The sequence below is a fragment of the Rossellomorea sp. NS-SX7 genome, from assembly GCF_052828565.1.
This window is the reverse complement of the sequence record NZ_CM128249.1, coordinates 2,373,241-2,390,111: the sequence shown is the minus strand read 5'-3', so window position 1 is coordinate 2,390,111 and position 16,871 is coordinate 2,373,241. Positions and strand designations below refer to the sequence as shown.

The window sequence follows — 16,871 nt, the reverse complement described above, 5'->3', positions numbered from 1 at the left end:
TTATATACATAATTAAATCAGTATAAATGCAGAGAGAGTGACTTGGAATGGTAAATGATTATAGTGATTTTATTAAAGGAATAAAAAGAAAGACTGGAATTGATTTATCCTTTTATAAAGAAGCGCAAATGAAAAGAAGATTAACGGCCCTGTATGAAAAAAAGGGGTACTCAAGCTTTAAAGAATACTATAAGCTAATCAGCTCTGATGATGAGCAAATGGCGGAATTCTTGGACCGGATGACTATTAATGTTTCTGAATTCTACCGGAATCATAAAAGGTGGGAGGTCCTGGAGACCAGAATCCTGCCAAGGCTCCTGCAAGACAAACATTCATTAAAAGTATGGAGTGCAGCCTGTTCAACAGGAGAAGAACCTTATACGTTGGCCATGATGCTTTCGAAATACATTCCAATGACCAATTTAAAAATCCTGGCGACAGATTTGGATGGGAATGCACTGCAGCGGGCAAAGCATGCAGTTTATCCAGAACGCTCCCTGGCTGAAGTCCCACCGGAAATCAGGCGTAAGTTCTTCACTGAGGAAGGTTCTCTTTATAGGGTTGATGAGGGAATTAGAAATGCAGTGACGTTCAAACAGCAAAACCTGTTGGCCGACGCTTTCGACTACGACTTTGATTTGATCGTGTGCAGGAACGTATTGATTTATTTTACTGAAGAAGCGAAGGATCTATTGTATAAAAAGTTCAATGCTTCACTCAAGGCAGGTGGGGTATTTTTCGTCGGAAGTACTGAGCAGATCTTCAATCCTGCCCAATACGGCTTCCAACCTGAGGATACATTCTTTTATAAAAAAATGTAATGCAATAAACGGTGAAATAGAGGCTCGCAGTATCTTTCCGCGAAGCACTTTATTACATCGTTTTTCTTTTTATGGCGATGCTGTCCATTTGTTGATACGTTCAAAATTAAAGAAGATTAGTGAGAATTTGAGGTTGGCAGTGCAAGTGCAATCTTCAAAATTTTTTAAACATAGTACTAGGAATGAATATAAAACTTATGTTATATTGGTACATAATTCTTTAACGAGTTGAAGGGGGAAAGTGTTATGAGGTATTTAACATCAGGAGAGTCTCATGGTCCGCAATTGACGACGATCATCGAAGGCTTGCCGGCTGGAATGCCGTTAGAAGCAGAAGACATCAACGAAGATTTGGCTAGAAGACAGAAAGGCTATGGACGCGGACGAAGAATGCAGATAGAGAAAGACCGCGTTTCAATAGTCGGAGGTGTAAGGCACGGATATACTCTTGGTTCCCCTCTGGGACTGGTAGTCGAGAATAAAGATTGGACACACTGGACGAAAGTGATGGGCATAGAGCCAATATCGCCTGGAGAAGAAGAAGAAGTAAAAAGAAAGATTTCACGTCCGAGACCTGGTCATGCCGATTTGGTTGGCGGTATGAAGTATGGCCACCGCGACCTTAGGAATGTCCTTGAAAGATCTTCAGCAAGAGAGACGACTGTGCGGGTAGCTGCAGGGTCTGTAGCCAAGAAATTATTAAACCTGCTTGGCATAGAAGTTGTCGGACATGTCCTTGAAATCGGTGGAATTAAAGCTGAAGATGTAAAATACGATTCAATAAATGATTTAAAAGATAGAACAGAAGAATCTCCTGTCCGCTGCCTGGACAGTGAAGCGGCAAACAAAATGATGAATTTAATAGACGAAGCAAAGAAAAACGGCGACTCGATTGGAGGAGTCGTAGAAGTCATCGTGGAGGGCATGCCCGAAGGGGTCGGCAGTTATGTGCATTATGACCGAAAGCTGGATGCCAAACTGGCTCGTGCAATCATGAGCATCAATGCATTTAAAGGTGTAGAATTCGGGCTGGGATTTGAGATGGCCAGAAAACCCGGAAGTGAAGTTCACGATGAAATTCTGTGGAGTGAGGAAAAAGGCTACTACAGAAAAACGAATAGACTCGGAGGTTTTGAAGGCGGGATGACAACCGGGATGCCTATCCATGTCAAGGGTGTAATGAAGCCTATCCCGACACTTTATAAACCGCTGCAAAGTGTGGATATCGATACTAAAGAGCCATTTAAAGCAAGTATAGAACGTTCTGACAGCTGTGCCGTCCCAGCGGCAAGTGTAGTCGCTGAAGCGGTAGTGGCATGGGAACTTGCAGCAGCGATAACAGAACAGTTTCACAGTGATCAGTTTGAAAAGCTTCAAAGGGATGTTGAAACACTGCGAAAAGAAACGAAGGAATATTAAATGGAAAGAATCAGAGTGAAAACTCCCTCGAAGTCATACGAAGTACTGCTTGGAAAAGGAATGACAGAAGAAATCATCCATTTTATTTCTTCTCAGTTTCCTAAGGTTTCTACTGTCTGGGTCATAGCAGATGAAGAAGTTTTTTCTATTCATGGGAAACATTTTGCAGATGAACTCAAGCGGTCTTTACCTGTAACAATCTATAAGGCCCCTTCAGGAGAACAAGCAAAGAGCTTTGATGTATATCAAGAGGCGATTACACATGGTCTGAGTAACCATGTTGACCGAAAGGCTCTTGTAATTGCTTTTGGCGGCGGTGCAATCGGGGATCTTGCTGGATTTGTTGCATCAACGTTCATGAGGGGGATCCCTTTCATCGGGGTACCGACCACCATACTGGCGCATGACAGTGCTGTTGGAGGGAAAGTGGCGATCAACCATCCAATGGGGAAAAATATGGTGGGTCAATTTTATCAACCAGAGGGCGTCTTTTTCGACTTGAACTATTTTAACAGCCTTCCTGCTGAAGAAATTCTTTCAGGTTATGCGGAAGTGATCAAACACGCTTTCTTATCAGATGCTTCATTCCTGAATGAACTTAAATCAAATTTCACATCTGTAAATGGGCTTCAAGATGACTTTGTCCTGGACTCATTACTCAAAGGGATCAAAGTCAAAGGGAATATTGTATCAAAAGACGAGAAAGAAGAGGGAATCCGGGCGTTCCTGAATTTCGGCCATACGTATGGACATGCCGTTGAAAGTGCCAGCGGGTATGGGAACAGGACTCATGGTGAATCGGTCATGATCGGAATGATATATGCTCTTTACCTTAGTCAAAAGTATTGCGGTCTCTCGTTCAACCTGGAAGAGTTTATCGATTGGGTGATATCACTGGGTTACGATTTGTCTATCCCGTCCCATATTACATTCGATCAACTTCTGAAAAAGATGAAAAGCGACAAAAAATCAAAAGACCGCATGCCGGTATTCGTCCTGTTAAACAATATTGGTGATCCCGTACTGATGAAGGTGCCTGAAGAAGGACTCGCCGGCGCTGACCAATTTATCCGTGAAATCCACAAAAGGACTGGACATCTCTAACATTCCCATGTGACGATGGCTGTTGCCCCGAGCTGGACTTGGAAGACCAGCGAGGTATGAACGTCCAAAAGAGGCCCACGGGTTATCGGCGTAAATCGAAGTCCGTTACAAAAGAAGTGTCTACAGACACACAATAGAAAGAGGGAGAGTGAGATAAGATGATGAGAGGAATCCGGGGAGCGACTACCGTTGAAAAAGAAGGAGCAAAAGAAATCCTCCTTGCGACTCATGAACTGCTGAACCAGATGATTATACATAATCACATTGATCCGGATAGAGTGGCATCCGTCTTCATTTCGGCTACTCCGGATATAAAGGAAACATTCCCTGCCAAAGCAATGAGGGAGTTTAAAGACTGGAAGTTCGTACCGGTGATGTGTATGCAGGAACTGGATGTCCCAGGAGGACTGGAACGCTGTATTAGGGTGATGATCCACTATAATACATCTACATCTCAAAAAGATATCCAGCATGTTTATTTGAAAAATGCAGTCTCATTAAGACCGGATTTGCTTAATGAGGAATAAGTATATCTAAAATAGTCTGCTGAAACACGGATTGAAAGGAAGTTTTGTATATGCAATGGAAAACACAGTTACACAATCTAAAAGCATATCAACCCGGAAAGACGATGGAAGATGTAAAAGAACAATTTAACCTTGAAAAGGTAGTGAAGCTTGCTTCGAATGAAAATCCTTTTGGATGTTCACCAAACGTACAGACATTCATCTCTTCTGCAGCTCTTTCTCATGCTATCTATCCAGACGGCTATGCGAAACAGTTGCGGATGAAGGTAGCCGGCCATTTAAACGTGGAGCCGCAGCAGCTGCTCTTTGGGAATGGCTCTGATGAAGTGATTCAAATGATTTCAAGAGCCTTGCTCGACCGTTCGAAGAGCACAGTGATGGCCGTGCCTACTTTTCCTCAATACAAACATAACGCAATTGTCGAGGGAGCAGAAGTAAGGGAGGTCCCTCTCGACGACGAAGGAAGGCATCAGCTTGCCAAAATGATTGACAGCATAGATGATACCACTGCTGTTGTCTGGCTGTGCTCCCCGAATAACCCTACAGGGGAATACATCCGTAAAGATGAACTGCTGCACTTTCTTGACCGCGTTCCTGAACATGTGCTTGTCGTATTGGATGAAGCCTATTATGAATATGTTACGGCGGAAGATTATTATGATTCAATAGAATTGCTTCGAGCGTATCCGCAACTATTGGTAACAAGGACCTTTTCAAAAGCTTATGGATTAGCAGGATTCAGAGTTGGTTATGGAGTTGGAAGTGTTGACGTGATCAGTAAATTGGAACCGATTAGGGAACCCTTCAATAATAATGCTTTGGGTCAGGGGGCCGCAGCTGCAGCGATGGGTGATCAGACATTCATTGAAGAGTGCAGAGAGCAGAACCGGGAAGGGCTTAAGCAGTTTTATGCGTTTTGTGAAAGCAGCGGGCTAAAATACATGAAATCCCAAGCGAACTTTATCCTGATTGATTTTGGTGTCAGTGGTGACGAGGTATTCCAATTCCTGATGAGTAAGGGATTCATCGTTCGATCCGGTGAAGCGCTGGGATACCCTCAATCAGTCAGGATAACGGTTGGATCGCCACAACAAAACGAAGAATTAATCACCTTAATGAAAGAGTTTCTTGCGCTTGCCAAACACTATTGATGTTTGATTTGAAAATTGAATGGTAAACAGCCGGATGGTGTATCACAGAATTGATGAACCTTTCCGGCTTTTTTTCAAAGGCTGAATCCATAAGTTGATTGTTAAGTGTAAGGTATCGTAAAAGGAATCAGCTTTACATAAAAAACCACAAGATATGGACAGTTTCTTTATACAAGAAGTCTAAGTGATGTCGCAATCAAGGGAGAGAAATCGAATGGAAGGGAAAGTATTGATTATCGGGATGGGACTTATTGGCGGTTCACTCGCTCTTTGTATAAAAGAGGAGCATCCTGATGCAACCATAATCGGGCATGATGTGAATGATCAAGAGTTACGGCTCGCAAAAACACTGGGCGTGATCGATGAATTATCCCCGGAAATGGAGCTGGGAGCGAAAGAGGCTGATCTCATCATTATTTCGACCCCGGTTACCCAAACAGAAATAATACTGGAAAAATTACATAATACAGATTTGAAATCAAATGTCATCATTACGGATACTGGCAGCACCAAAGAGCAAATAATGAGAGCGTCCCTGCAGTTAAAGGAAAAGGGTGTCAGGTTTATCGGCGGTCATCCGATGGCGGGATCTCATAAGAGCGGAGTGACTGCGGCGAAGAAGATCTTATTTGAAAATGCCTTTTATATGCTCACCCCCTCAGGTGCCGGTGGGGATTCTGAAATTGAAACACTCAAGGAATGGCTGAAAGGAACGCGCGCGAAGTTTTTGATCGTCCCCCCAAAAGAACATGACGAGTTAACGGGAATGATAAGCCACTTTCCCCATGTCATCGCAGCCTCACTTGTCCATCAGGCAAAAGGGTCATCACTTGAACATCCTTATTTAAGAAGACTTGCAGCCGGAGGGTTCCGTGACATAACGAGAATTGCATCTTCCAACCCTGTGATGTGGAAAGATATTACACTGCAGAATAAAAAAGTATTGTTGGACATTATGGAAAAGTGGAAAATGGAAATGGAAGAAGTCATGGACATGATCAGTGAAGATGATTCAGAAAGGATTTACAGTTACTTCAATGAAGCCAAGGTATTTCGGGATGAGCTTCCTGTCCTTTCAAAAGGAGCCATTCCAGCCTTTTATGATTTATATATTGATGTTCCTGACTATCCTGGTGTCATCTCTGAAGTGACAGCATATTTAGCGGAAGAACGGATCAGTTTGACCAATATCCGTATTTTAGAAACGCGGGAAGACCTGTATGGGGTTTTGGTCATAAGCTTTCAAACGATGGAAGACCGTGAACAAGCTGCTGCATGTCTTAAGGAAAAAACGAATTATGAGCTGTTCTTAGACTAGGGGCTGTTTAAAAATCATTGCCCATATAGGGTGCCGGCAAGGGGGGATTTCATCCCTTTCGAAAAAATGCACGATTCCCCCAGCTTTATTCAGAAGAATGATCTGTAGTTGTACAAGAAATCCTAGAACAAGGAGGAGAACAATGGAGAACCAATTAAAATTATCAAAGCCAGAACATGGCTTGAATGGCGAACTTCAAGTTCCAGGAGATAAGTCCATTTCTCATCGCGCAGTCATGTTCGGTTCTGTAGCAGAAGGGAAAACGACGATCCGTAACTTCCTGATGGGAGAAGATTGCTTAAGCACCATTTCCTGTTTTCGTAAATTAGGAGTGAAAATTGATATAAATGCTGATGAAGTGACGGTGGAAGGAAATGGGTGGGATTCTTTATCTGAACCATCTGAAGTACTGGATACAGGAAATTCAGGTACCACCACCAGACTGATGATGGGTTTATTGTCGGGAAGACCGTTTCATTCAGTCATGCTTGGTGATGAATCCATTGCGAAACGTCCCATGAAAAGAGTGACGGATCCTTTGAAACTTTTTGGAACAGCCATCGATGGGCGTGACGAAGCTAATTTCACTCCGTTGTCCATTCGTGGAGGGAACTTAAAAGCGATCAGATATAAACTGCCTGTTGCCAGCGCACAGGTAAAATCCGCTATCCTGTTAGCGGGGCTCCAGGCAGACGGAGTGACGGAAGTCGTCGAACCCCAGAGAACAAGGGACCATACAGAAAAGATGATCGTTGAATTTGGAGGAGAAGTCGAGAGGGTGGAAGATACCATCAAAGTTCGTGGCGGACAAGTCCTCAGAGGGGCAAAAGTGTATGTGCCGGGTGATATTTCAAGTGCCGCATTCTTCATGACGGCGGCGGCGATTGTTCCAAATAGCAGCATTACGTTGAAGAACGTAGGACTAAATGAGACAAGGACCGGTATCGTCGAGGTGATGAAAAAGATGGGTGCGAGAATGGAAGTTACAGAAAGGCCAGGTTCTGGAGAGAGAATCGGGGATATTATGGTTGAAACGTCCGAACTCCAAGGGACCGAGATAGGAGGGGACTTGATTCCCGCTCTTATCGATGAAATACCGGTCATTGCATTACTGGCGACGCAAGCTGAAGGTACCACCATCATAAAAGATGCAGAAGAATTGAAAGTAAAAGAAACAAATAGAATCGATGCTGTCGTGCAGGAGCTGAAGAAGCTGGGTGCAGACATAGAAGCGACAGACGACGGAATGATTATCAAAGGGAAGAAATCATTACAAGGAGCAGAGGTTCATTCCTGGGGTGACCACCGGATTGGAATGACCCTTGCTGTCGCGTCCTTAATCACTGAGTCGCCCGTATACTTAGAAAATGCGGATGCCATTAAAATTTCTTATCCGAATTTCTTTGAAGACCTTGGGAAATTAGTGGAATAGTTTCTGTTACTTACGGAAGAAGACAAGCTCTTCTTCCGTAAAATTATGTTTAAGTCATTTCCCGTTACTTTTCTTCATAGCTTGTCTATAAAGGAAGGTGAAGAGATGAGTAAATATATCATAGAAAATGCTGACTATGCCAGTCACGACAGAATCGGCCAGATATCTTTGCTGGTGGAAGATAATCGAATAGCAGCGATTCGGGAACGTTTTTCATATTACAATCACATTAGATTAAATGTCTCGCCTTTCATCATGACACCGTCACATGTCATGTGTGACACTGCCCTCCCAGTCAATCATGATTTCTCCTCATTCAAGGCCTATTTTTTGGAACACTTTATTGCAAAAGGGTGTACCACCATTCTTACTTCCTTTAGGATAGCCTACGAATTCGAATTTATGGAAAAGTTGGAGGCGCGAAGAACATCTCTCCTGAGCAGCCCCCTCGATTACACGATAGGACTCATTTCTCCGGCACATTTGATAACCGTCAATGTCATACGCCTGTGTAAGCGGAATAAAGTGCCGGTCATATGGCTTTTACTGGATGACATTAAGGCATTTACATCTGTTAAGTGGGGCTGGATAAAAGGTTTATTGAATGATTATCGCATTACTTTTGTCCCCTTTTTTACGACAAACCTGGACAAAAAGGAAAAAATAAAGCATCTTAAGATTTGGCAAAAAACGATGAAATACGAGAACATTCCCCATTTTTCAGAAGAAATCCAGCAAAAAGTCCCATTGCCATTAGAACAATTGAAAAAAATTGGCATGTATCCACATAGAGGAAATTTTCTCTCAGGTGGAGAATTAAGTTATAACCTCTATATGAAATCCGATGAACAGCCGTCATCGGCCGGAAATTCATTTCATTATGAAAGTCATGTACTAAAATGTACAATGAATAGAGGGAAGTATCACTATTTAAATGATCAAGGCTACTTTTATCCTGGTGCAGGAAAAGAGCTCTGCATACAGACTCCGGGCTTTTTTACCTGATGTGCCCAGATAAAGGGAGCAGTTGAATAGTAAGATAGAAAAACTATGTAGTATAGAAAGGAATTAATTATGTCACATGGTGAAAAAATGTTGACTTCTTTGGAAGAAGGTCATTTAGAAGAAGCAAAAAAACATTTTAATGAAACATTGAAGTTTGGCAGTCATGAAGAAAAATTCAGCCTGGCGGAAGAGCTGCACCATCTGGGGTTTCTGGAGGAAGCCAAGCAGTTATATGAAAATTTACTGCTGTATTATCCAGGGGAGGGTGAACTGATCATCGAACTGGCGGAGGTGCTCGTGGAAATGGATATGGAGGAAGATGCTATCGAGCAGCTTTCCCATATAGATGAAGATGACGTTTCCTATCCCCGTGCCCTGTTGTTAATGGCAGACTTATATCAAATGCAGGGTCTGTTCGAAGTCAGTGAGCAAAAACTCCTGCAGGCAAAGGACCTGCTGCCGGATGAACCTGTCATTCATTTCGGTTTAGGGGAGCTTTACTCTGAAACGGGCAGATTTTTGGAAGCGATCAGATACTACAGTTATTTAATAGAGCACGGCACCACTGAAATCGGCGGTACGTATATTCATCAGAGGCTGGCTGAAGCCTATAGCGTCGGAGGATCTTTTGAAGAGGCTTTGACCCATTATGAAAAGGCGCTTGACGAGCACCTGGAAATCAATACGCTGTTCGGTTATGCATTTACAGCTTATCAGGCGGGATATTATGAAACGGCGATCGAGAAGTTTAGTTCGGTAAAAGAACTCGACCCCGATTATCATTCCGTGTATTTATTGCTTGCCAAGGCTTATGAGCATGAGGAAGAACTGGAAGAAAGCCTTAACGTCATCCATGAAGGGATTAAGCAGGATGAATATAACAAGGAATTGAGCTTGTTCGGAGGGAAGATCTCATTGAAGCTCGGTCTGGATGAAGAAGCTGAGAAATTCCTCAGGGATGCTTTGGCGCTCGACCCCGGTTATGTAGAAGCGGCGCTCCTTATTAACAAGCTGTTCTTTACACAGGATCGATTTGAAGATGTCCTGGAAATCGCTCAAATGCTGACGGCAGAAGGAGAAGAGGAACCGCAGCTGACCTGGGATCTTGCAAAAGCATACGAAGGGCTTGAACAATATAATCATGCATTAAAACAATACCGTGCTGCATATACTTATTTTAAGAATCACGAAGAGTTCCTGACAGAGTTCGGTCAATTCCTGGTTGAAGAAGGACTTAGAGGAGATGCGATAGAAGTATATAAACAACTCCTAGATATGGATCCTTCAAATGACGAATGGCAGGATTTGATTGAACGTTTACAGGACTGACAACTATGAGCGTGACAACAGGCCGGTAAATGCTGCAAATGGATGATGGAAATTAAGCATGAGACTCCGTATATTAATTAAATTGGATTTCGCAGAGGAGGGAAACCTATGACCACCCCTGTTTCTGTCAACGAGAAGAAAGAATTTATTCGCTGGTTTTTAAATCGCTATCAATTGAAAAGAAGAGAATGTGTCTGGATATTGAATTATTTGATGAGTCATGATCAGTTGATGAAGAAAGTCCATTTTGTGGAGGAATCCCAATATTGTCCGAGGGGCTTAGTCATGTCGACCCATTGTGTCGAAGATGTTCCATTCCGTTTTTACAAAGAGAATATCATGACAACAGATGCTGAAAAATCATTTCATGATATTCGTTTAAACAAAGATGAAGATATTTATATTCAACTAAACTTCAGCAAAGCCAATTCAAGCTATCAATTCGCGGCAGTGTTAGAGGAAAACCCGTTCATGCCGAAGTACCTGTTGATAAATGAAAAGGACCGTATCGTGGCAGAACAGTTCTTAAAAGAAAGTCTGCACTCATTTCAAAAGAATCGTCTATTAGATGCAATTGATCGTGCTCTGGATGAAGGTGATAAAGAATCCTTCAATAGATTAACGAAAGAATTGAATAAACTCGAAAGAAAAGAATGAGGGATTTCCTTCATTCTTTTTTCTTGTCAGTCATACCTTCCAAAATATTGTACATACTACAGAATAAGTGAATTTTCTTTTAATGGGGTTGTATTAAATGATATGATGGGAGGTGCTAAAGAATAGAAAAAGTGAGGGAATAAGATGAATTGGAATGTTAAAGATATTGAAGTGTTTGAAACTGAGAAAGAATACATAGATACAGCTGTGATCCCCCTTATCCCAATTGATTTTTCAAATGAAATCAAGGCTTCCGCTGCCCAGACTGAATTTATTACATTGTTGACCTTCCATTTGGAAAGACAGTTCAAGGGACGGATGATCATGACGCCTCCATTCACTTATCTGATGGGGACCACCGAAGGTAAGACAGGGGAGTTACAGGATTGGGAGACAAGCTTGAAAGAGAGCGGAGTGAAGCATGTTTTCTTTCTTACATCGGATAGTGGCTGGAAAAAATCAGAACAGACTCTGAATGACCAATTGATATGGGTTCCGTCCATTCCACTAGAACATTTGGACGAACAGTATAAGCATTCGATCATGGAAGATCAGGTGAAACAGCTCCTGAATGTCATTGTACAAAATTGGCAAAAAAATTCATAAAAACTTCACATTGTATCCATCTTTTAGTTTATTGAGTTATTGACCTTGTAATGACTTTAATATATCATAGTTATGTCCTAGTTTTATATTTGTGCGAAATATGTCCGATGGACTTACCTTACGCGATAGAGGGGGGAAAAGGATGAGCAAGCAACGTGTATCTAGACGTCAATTCCTTAACTATACACTTACGGGTGTAGGCGGTTTCATGGCTGCGGGAATGCTAATGCCGATGGTTCGATTCGCTGTCGATCCCGTGTTGAAAACTTCAGCAGCAGGAGACTTTATAGCGACGAAGCAAAAAGTGTCAGAAATAACAAATGAGCCTGTTCGTGTCGACTATTCTTATGAACAAAAAGATGCGTGGTACACATCAGAAGTAACTCAAACTGCATGGGTCTATAAGAACAAGGAAGGTAAAATCATTGCTCTTTCACCAGTATGTAAACATCTTGGATGTACAGTCAACTGGGCCGGAGACAAGAACAACCCGAATATGTTCTATTGCCCTTGTCATGGTGGTCTGTATGAGAAAAGCGGTAAAAATGTACCTGGTACACCACCGACAGCACCGTTGGATACATATCCGACAAAAGAGAAAGACGGTATTTTATACCTTGGACAACCTGAACCAAATAAATATGTTAAGTAAGGGGGCGTAATCTGTGCTGAACAAAATCTATGATTGGGTTGACGAGCGTTTGGACATTACGCCTATGTGGCGAGATATTGCGGACCACGAAGTACCTGAGCACGTAAACCCGGCGCATCATTTTTCTGCTTTTGTTTACTGTTTCGGCGGCTTGACTTTCTTCGTTACCGTGATTCAGATATTATCAGGTATGTTCCTGACTATGTACTATGTACCTGATATTAAAAACGCTTGGGAATCTGTGTATTATCTGCAAAATGAAGTAGCATTCGGACAAATTGTCCGCGGAATGCATCACTGGGGAGCAAGTTTGGTTATCGTAATGATGTTCTTACATACACTACGTGTATTTTTCCAAGGTGCATACAAAAAACCTCGTGAATTGAACTGGGTTGTAGGAGTACTTATTTTCTTCGTTATGTTAGGGCTTGGATTCACCGGTTACCTTTTGCCGTGGGATATGAAAGCGCTATTTGCGACGAAGGTTGGAATTGAAATCGCAGCAGCTACACCATTCATTGGTGAGCAAGTGAAGATCTTATTAGCAGGGGATTCGACAATTGTCGGTGCGCAAACACTTACACGTTTCTTCGCTATCCACGTATTCTTCCTGCCTGCAGCTTTACTTGGATTAATGGGAGCTCACTTCCTGATGATCCGTAAGCAAGGTATTTCAGGACCGCTATAAGATACGATCAAAATTTATAAACCTAAATTAGAAGGAGGGGGACACTATGCATCGAGGAAAAGGGATGAAGTTTGTAGGGGATTCTCGTGTGCCTGCAGACAGAAAACCGAATATTCCTAAAGACTATTCGGAGTTCCCTGGAAAAACAGAAGCTTTCTGGCCGAACTTCTTATTAAAAGAATGGCTGGTTGGAGCTGTTTTCCTAATCGGTTATCTATGTTTAACGATCGCTCACCCGTCACCGCTGGAGCGTGTAGCCGATCCGACAGATACCGGATATATTCCATTACCAGACTGGTATTTCTTATTCTTATACCAATTACTTAAATACACTTATGCATCTGGACCTTATAACGTTATCGGAGCATTCATCATTCCAGGAATTGCTTTTGGTGCGCTGCTTCTTGCACCATTCATCGACAGAGGACCTGAACGCCGTCCGACAAAACGTCCATTTGCAACAGGATTCATGCTTCTGGCTCTTGCAGCTACGTACTTCTTAACTTGGGAATCTGTTGCCCACCACGATTGGGAAGCAGCGAAAGAACAAGGGAAGATCGTCGCGGAAGCGGAAATAGACAAAGAAGCTGAGGGCTACAAAATCTATGCTGATGAGAAAAACAGCTGTATTACATGTCACGGTGAAAACATGACAGGCGGAGCTGCTGCACCTTCTCTAGTTGGTACAGGATTAAGCCCGGATGAAATTAAAGATATCGCTAAAAATGGTAAGCCTCCTGGCATGCCGGCAGGTTTATTCAAAGGCACGGATGAAGAGCTTGATAAATTGGCTGAATTCATCTCAGGCTTAAAAGCAGAATAATTTAAAAAAGAGCCAGCTTTTGTTGGCTCTTTTTTTCTACACTGAAACCCATTGAAAGAAAGGGGCAAGAAAGATGATTTCTTGGCTTTTCTCCATATTGACGAATAAAACATTTCTATGGATGCTGCTCATTATAAATCTAGTAGGGACAATTTATGGGTATGTTTGGTATATACCTCAATTGAGGAATACTCCTGAGCAATTTCTGATTTTCGTACCCGACAGCCCAACTGCGAGTCTCTTTTTTTGTTTTGTGCTTGTCGCATTCTTGTTGAGAAGAAATTGGCCGCTCCTTGAAGTGCTTGCACTCATCACATTATTTAAGTACGGCGTCTGGGCTGTCGTCATGAACCTGCTTACACTGTGGGTAAGCGGAGAACTGCCTTGGGAGGGATATATGCTGATGGCTTCCCATGGAGCCATGGCAGTACAGGGCATTTTGTATTCATCGTTTTATCGGGTAAAGTTATGGCACTTGGCTGTCGGAGCTCTATGGACCCTGCATAATGATATGATTGACTATGTTTACATGCAGTTCCCTGTTTATTCCAAACTGTTTCTATACATACAGAACATAGGCTATTTCACTTTCTGGTTGAGCATTGCATCGATTGCACTAGCTTACTACTTCACCCAAAAAACGCCGCGTTCCACATTGCACCCCAACTTTTAGTAGGTTTTTTTGGTCTACTCTTGTCCACCCTTTCATACACTTTATTAGTAGTTTTAGGGGGGACAAGTATGAAATTCTTGAAAGCAGTGTTTATTCTATTCTTTTTATTTTCAGTGCCGCAATTCACTCTAGCAGATCACGCTCCGTCTCCAGTTAATGAACTTGATGATATTGCCGATCAGGCACTCCAGATGACCAAAGTAGGAAAATACGAAGAAGCAAAGCATTTATTGAATTATTTTTCCGAAGAGTTTACTGAACAAAGCATGCACCAATCGTTTTCGATGGACGAGTTAAGAATCCTGACGATATCACATAATTTGGCATTAGAAACCATTAACCAGGCAGGTGCCGGCATTGAACAAAAGGTGAATGCTGTCACAAGGTTCCGGTTGGTTATGGATGCATTATCAAGTCATTATCAGCCACTCTGGGTTGAAATGGAAGACCCCCTCATGGAAGCTTTTAAAGGGGTTAAAACGGCAGCAGAAAGTGGAAACAGCGAACGGTATCATACAGAGCTGAATATGTTTTTGGCTAAATATAATATCATCCAGCCCAGCATCAAACTTGATATACCTGTAGACCAGGCACAGGCTCTGGATGCAAGGATAACCTATCTGGACCACTATCGTCATCAAGTCCTGGAAAGTACAGATGCAATGGCAGAATTATCAACCCTTCAAACAGATCTTGAACATCTTTTTGAAAATAAAAAGGAAGATGAAGCGGATCCATCACTTTGGTGGGTGATCATATCAACCGGGAGCATCATTGTTTCTACATTATCTTATGTAGGTTGGAGAAAATATAAAGGGCAGGGAGAAGAACGCAGCTCGGAGCGGCAAAAAAATTGACAGAATCTTTATAGCGATATAAAATTTAAGTATCTGAAAAGCTGGAGGTTTTTGTTACAATGATGAGTTTTATACTTTACTTTTTGCTCATTGCCCTTATTCCGATCTGGGCGCAAATGCGTGTAAAAAGTACGTTTAAAAAATACTCGAGAGTAGCTACAACATCGGGTATGACCGGCAGGGAAATGGCGAGAAAGATATTGGATGAAAATGGTCTGTTTGATGTGAAGGTAGTGGAGGGAAGAGGATTCCTTAGTGACCACTATAATCCCATTTCAAAAACAGTGGCATTATCTCCGGATAATTATCATGGTCATTCGGTTGCAGGGGCAGCAGTGGCAGCCCATGAAGTAGGTCATGCCATTCAAGACGCAGAAAGCTATGCTTTCCTTCGTTTCCGACATGCTTTGGTGCCGGTTGCAAATATCGGTTCGAATATGTCTTGGATTTTCTTGCTGATCGGTATGTTCACACAAATGACAGGGATGTTCCTCCTGGGTATAATCCTGATGGCGGCAGGTGTGGTCTTCCAATTGATCACGCTTCCTGTTGAATTCAATGCATCGTCACGTGCGATGAATCAAATCGTTTCCCTAGGACTTATCCGCAATGAAGAAGAGCGTCATGCAAAAAAAGTATTAAACGCAGCAGCGATGACATACGTGGCAGCAGCAGCTGTAGCGGTCATCGAACTGTTAAGGTTAGTACTTATCTATACAGGCATGCAGGGTGAAGATTGATTACCAAATTAAAGAAAGCCGGGCTGAATGCCCGGCTTTTATTATCGGTCTCTTCAAAAAACCTCAACGGCTGGATTAGCTGTTGAGGTTTTTTCATCACTCTGCCGTTAAAATACAACGGACTAATCATGAAGGGGGTTTTTGTCAGCATCCAAAGTGAATCCTTCGCCCAGCACATCATGGACGATTGTTACAGACACAAAGGCATGTGGGTCCACTGAAGTAATGATATTTTTCAAGCGAACAATTTCATTTTTGCCAACCACACAATAAAGTACTTCCCGGTTTTGCTTCGTAAAGGATCCATGACCTCTTAATACGGTAACACCCCGGTCCATCTTTTGGTTTATCACTGCAGCGATTTCTTCATGATGATCTGAGATGATCATTGCCCCCCGTGCCGAATATGCGCCTTCCTGCATGAAATCTATGACTTTTGCAGCGACAAATACTGCTACCAGTGTGTACATTGCTTCCCGGTATTCAAGATATGTGATGAGTGATGCGATGATGACCACAGCATCGAACATAAACATGGTTTTCCCCATGCTCCAGCCTATGTACTTATGCACCAATCTGGCTATAATATCGACCCCGCCAGTCGTGCCTCCATATCTGAAAATGATCCCTAAACCAATTCCGATGAACACCCCTGCAAATAGTGCTACAAGAAATAGGTCATCTTCAAGGTGTACTTCCATTTGATAGCGTTGAAAAATCCATAGGAATACAGATAAACTAACAGTCCCGATAACCGTGTAATAAAAAGCTTTCTTTCCAAGAAGCTTCCATCCAATAAAAAACAGAGGTATATTGAGCGCAAGGTTGGAATAGGAAGGATCGATATTAAATAGGAAATATAGAATCAAAGTAATACCTGTAAAACCGCCTTCGGCAAGTTCATTCTGCATATTGAAGTGAACTAGGCCGAAAGCGAAAATAGCTGAGCCCAAAAGTATAAAAAAGATATTTTTTAAACGTAATTCAAGCATTATGAAGTCCCTCCTTCGTTCGTGGTGTCTCGTTGACAGAGACATTATATAAGAAGAGGTTTAAAGTGGCAATCCTT

Annotated in this window: 18 protein-coding genes; 17 read left to right on the top strand and 1 reads right to left on the bottom strand. The window is 42.3% G+C overall.

Going from position 1 to position 16,871, the window contains the following annotated elements:
• Nucleotides 1-47: 47 nt before the first annotated feature.
• The 17 genes from ACUXV2_RS11965 (at nucleotide 48) to ACUXV2_RS11885 (ending at nucleotide 15,802) form a co-directional block, all read left to right on the top strand.
• Nucleotides 48-821: a CheR family methyltransferase gene (locus tag ACUXV2_RS11965; protein ID WP_446243436.1), complete on the top strand. Its 774-nt coding sequence runs from the start codon at nucleotides 48-50 to the stop codon at nucleotides 819-821.
• Between the two features lie 246 nt (nucleotides 822-1,067).
• Nucleotides 1,068-2,240, top strand: a complete 1,173-nt coding sequence (aroC, locus tag ACUXV2_RS11960; protein ID WP_446243435.1) for a chorismate synthase — start codon at nucleotides 1,068-1,070, stop codon at nucleotides 2,238-2,240.
• Nucleotides 2,241-3,344 carry a 3-dehydroquinate synthase gene (gene aroB, locus ACUXV2_RS11955; protein ID WP_446243434.1) on the top strand — a complete coding sequence of 368 codons (1,104 nt, stop codon included), beginning with the start codon at nucleotides 2,241-2,243 and terminating at the stop codon, nucleotides 3,342-3,344.
• A gap of 158 nt (nucleotides 3,345-3,502) precedes the next feature.
• Complete coding sequence (gene aroH, locus ACUXV2_RS11950) at nucleotides 3,503-3,871, top strand: chorismate mutase (protein ID WP_446243433.1); 369 nt, start codon at nucleotides 3,503-3,505, stop codon at nucleotides 3,869-3,871.
• 50 nt (nucleotides 3,872-3,921) lie between these two features.
• Nucleotides 3,922-5,022 (top strand): histidinol-phosphate transaminase, encoded by a 1,101-nt coding sequence (gene hisC / locus ACUXV2_RS11945; protein WP_446243432.1) that lies wholly within the window; start codon nucleotides 3,922-3,924, stop codon nucleotides 5,020-5,022.
• Between the two features lie 214 nt (nucleotides 5,023-5,236).
• Nucleotides 5,237-6,340, top strand: coding sequence for a prephenate dehydrogenase (locus ACUXV2_RS11940; protein WP_446243431.1), 1,104 nt, complete (start codon nucleotides 5,237-5,239; stop codon nucleotides 6,338-6,340).
• Nucleotides 6,341-6,482: 142 nt separating this feature from the next.
• Nucleotides 6,483-7,772, top strand: coding sequence for a 3-phosphoshikimate 1-carboxyvinyltransferase (aroA, locus tag ACUXV2_RS11935; RefSeq protein WP_446243430.1), 1,290 nt, complete (start codon nucleotides 6,483-6,485; stop codon nucleotides 7,770-7,772).
• Nucleotides 7,773-7,877: 105 nt separating this feature from the next.
• A complete protein-coding gene (locus ACUXV2_RS11930; RefSeq protein ID WP_446243429.1) occupies nucleotides 7,878-8,777 on the top strand; it encodes a hypothetical protein in 900 nt (299 codons plus the stop codon).
• A 69-nt stretch (nucleotides 8,778-8,846) separates the two neighbouring features.
• Nucleotides 8,847-10,106: a tetratricopeptide repeat protein gene (locus ACUXV2_RS11925; RefSeq protein ID WP_446243428.1), complete on the top strand. Its 1,260-nt coding sequence runs from the start codon at nucleotides 8,847-8,849 to the stop codon at nucleotides 10,104-10,106.
• A gap of 108 nt (nucleotides 10,107-10,214) precedes the next feature.
• A complete protein-coding gene (locus tag ACUXV2_RS11920) occupies nucleotides 10,215-10,763 on the top strand; it encodes a ReoY family proteolytic degradation factor (RefSeq protein WP_446243427.1) in 549 nt (182 codons plus the stop codon).
• Nucleotides 10,764-10,907: 144 nt separating this feature from the next.
• Nucleotides 10,908-11,369, top strand: a complete 462-nt coding sequence (locus tag ACUXV2_RS11915; RefSeq protein ID WP_446243426.1) for a YpiF family protein — start codon at nucleotides 10,908-10,910, stop codon at nucleotides 11,367-11,369.
• A 142-nt stretch (nucleotides 11,370-11,511) separates the two neighbouring features.
• On the top strand, nucleotides 11,512-12,021 hold the full coding sequence (locus ACUXV2_RS11910) for a QcrA and Rieske domain-containing protein (protein ID WP_446243425.1): 510 nt from the start codon (nucleotides 11,512-11,514) through the stop codon (nucleotides 12,019-12,021).
• 13 nt (nucleotides 12,022-12,034) lie between these two features.
• Complete coding sequence (qcrB, locus tag ACUXV2_RS11905; RefSeq protein WP_446243424.1) at nucleotides 12,035-12,709, top strand: menaquinol-cytochrome c reductase cytochrome b subunit; 675 nt, start codon at nucleotides 12,035-12,037, stop codon at nucleotides 12,707-12,709.
• 46 nt (nucleotides 12,710-12,755) lie between these two features.
• Entirely contained in the window at nucleotides 12,756-13,532 is a 777-nt protein-coding gene (locus tag ACUXV2_RS11900; protein WP_446243423.1) for a c-type cytochrome, read from the top strand.
• A 73-nt stretch (nucleotides 13,533-13,605) separates the two neighbouring features.
• Nucleotides 13,606-14,205, top strand: a complete 600-nt coding sequence (locus tag ACUXV2_RS11895) for a DUF1405 domain-containing protein (RefSeq protein ID WP_446243422.1) — start codon at nucleotides 13,606-13,608, stop codon at nucleotides 14,203-14,205.
• Between the two features lie 68 nt (nucleotides 14,206-14,273).
• On the top strand, nucleotides 14,274-15,062 hold the full coding sequence (gene ypjB / locus ACUXV2_RS11890; RefSeq protein WP_446243421.1) for a sporulation protein YpjB: 789 nt from the start codon (nucleotides 14,274-14,276) through the stop codon (nucleotides 15,060-15,062).
• 62 nt (nucleotides 15,063-15,124) lie between these two features.
• Nucleotides 15,125-15,802, top strand: coding sequence for a zinc metallopeptidase (locus tag ACUXV2_RS11885; protein WP_446247060.1), 678 nt, complete (start codon nucleotides 15,125-15,127; stop codon nucleotides 15,800-15,802).
• Nucleotides 15,803-15,924: 122 nt separating this feature from the next.
• Here the strand turns inward: ACUXV2_RS11885 and ACUXV2_RS11880 are convergent, their stop codons facing one another.
• Nucleotides 15,925-16,794: a YitT family protein gene (locus ACUXV2_RS11880; protein WP_446243420.1), complete on the bottom strand. Its 870-nt coding sequence runs from the start codon at nucleotides 16,792-16,794 to the stop codon at nucleotides 15,925-15,927.
• Nucleotides 16,795-16,871: the final 77 nt, after the last annotated feature.

Coding starts and splice junctions, on each gene's coding strand:
- ACUXV2_RS11965 (WP_446243436.1), top strand. CDS start 48: ATGGTAAATGATTATAGTGATTTTATTAAAGGAATAAAAAGAAAGACT.
- aroC (WP_446243435.1), top strand. CDS start 1,068: ATGAGGTATTTAACATCAGGAGAGTCTCATGGTCCGCAATTGACGACG.
- aroB (WP_446243434.1), top strand. CDS start 2,241: ATGGAAAGAATCAGAGTGAAAACTCCCTCGAAGTCATACGAAGTACTG.
- aroH (WP_446243433.1), top strand. CDS start 3,503: ATGATGAGAGGAATCCGGGGAGCGACTACCGTTGAAAAAGAAGGAGCA.
- hisC (WP_446243432.1), top strand. CDS start 3,922: ATGCAATGGAAAACACAGTTACACAATCTAAAAGCATATCAACCCGGA.
- ACUXV2_RS11940 (WP_446243431.1), top strand. CDS start 5,237: ATGGAAGGGAAAGTATTGATTATCGGGATGGGACTTATTGGCGGTTCA.
- aroA (WP_446243430.1), top strand. CDS start 6,483: ATGGAGAACCAATTAAAATTATCAAAGCCAGAACATGGCTTGAATGGC.
- ACUXV2_RS11930 (WP_446243429.1), top strand. CDS start 7,878: ATGAGTAAATATATCATAGAAAATGCTGACTATGCCAGTCACGACAGA.
- ACUXV2_RS11925 (WP_446243428.1), top strand. CDS start 8,847: ATGTCACATGGTGAAAAAATGTTGACTTCTTTGGAAGAAGGTCATTTA.
- ACUXV2_RS11920 (WP_446243427.1), top strand. CDS start 10,215: ATGACCACCCCTGTTTCTGTCAACGAGAAGAAAGAATTTATTCGCTGG.
- ACUXV2_RS11915 (WP_446243426.1), top strand. CDS start 10,908: ATGAATTGGAATGTTAAAGATATTGAAGTGTTTGAAACTGAGAAAGAA.
- ACUXV2_RS11910 (WP_446243425.1), top strand. CDS start 11,512: ATGAGCAAGCAACGTGTATCTAGACGTCAATTCCTTAACTATACACTT.
- ACUXV2_RS11900 (WP_446243423.1), top strand. CDS start 12,756: ATGCATCGAGGAAAAGGGATGAAGTTTGTAGGGGATTCTCGTGTGCCT.
- ACUXV2_RS11895 (WP_446243422.1), top strand. CDS start 13,606: ATGATTTCTTGGCTTTTCTCCATATTGACGAATAAAACATTTCTATGG.
- ypjB (WP_446243421.1), top strand. CDS start 14,274: ATGAAATTCTTGAAAGCAGTGTTTATTCTATTCTTTTTATTTTCAGTG.
- ACUXV2_RS11885 (WP_446247060.1), top strand. CDS start 15,125: ATGAGTTTTATACTTTACTTTTTGCTCATTGCCCTTATTCCGATCTGG.
- ACUXV2_RS11880 (WP_446243420.1), bottom strand. CDS start 16,794: ATGCTTGAATTACGTTTAAAAAATATCTTTTTTATACTTTTGGGCTCA.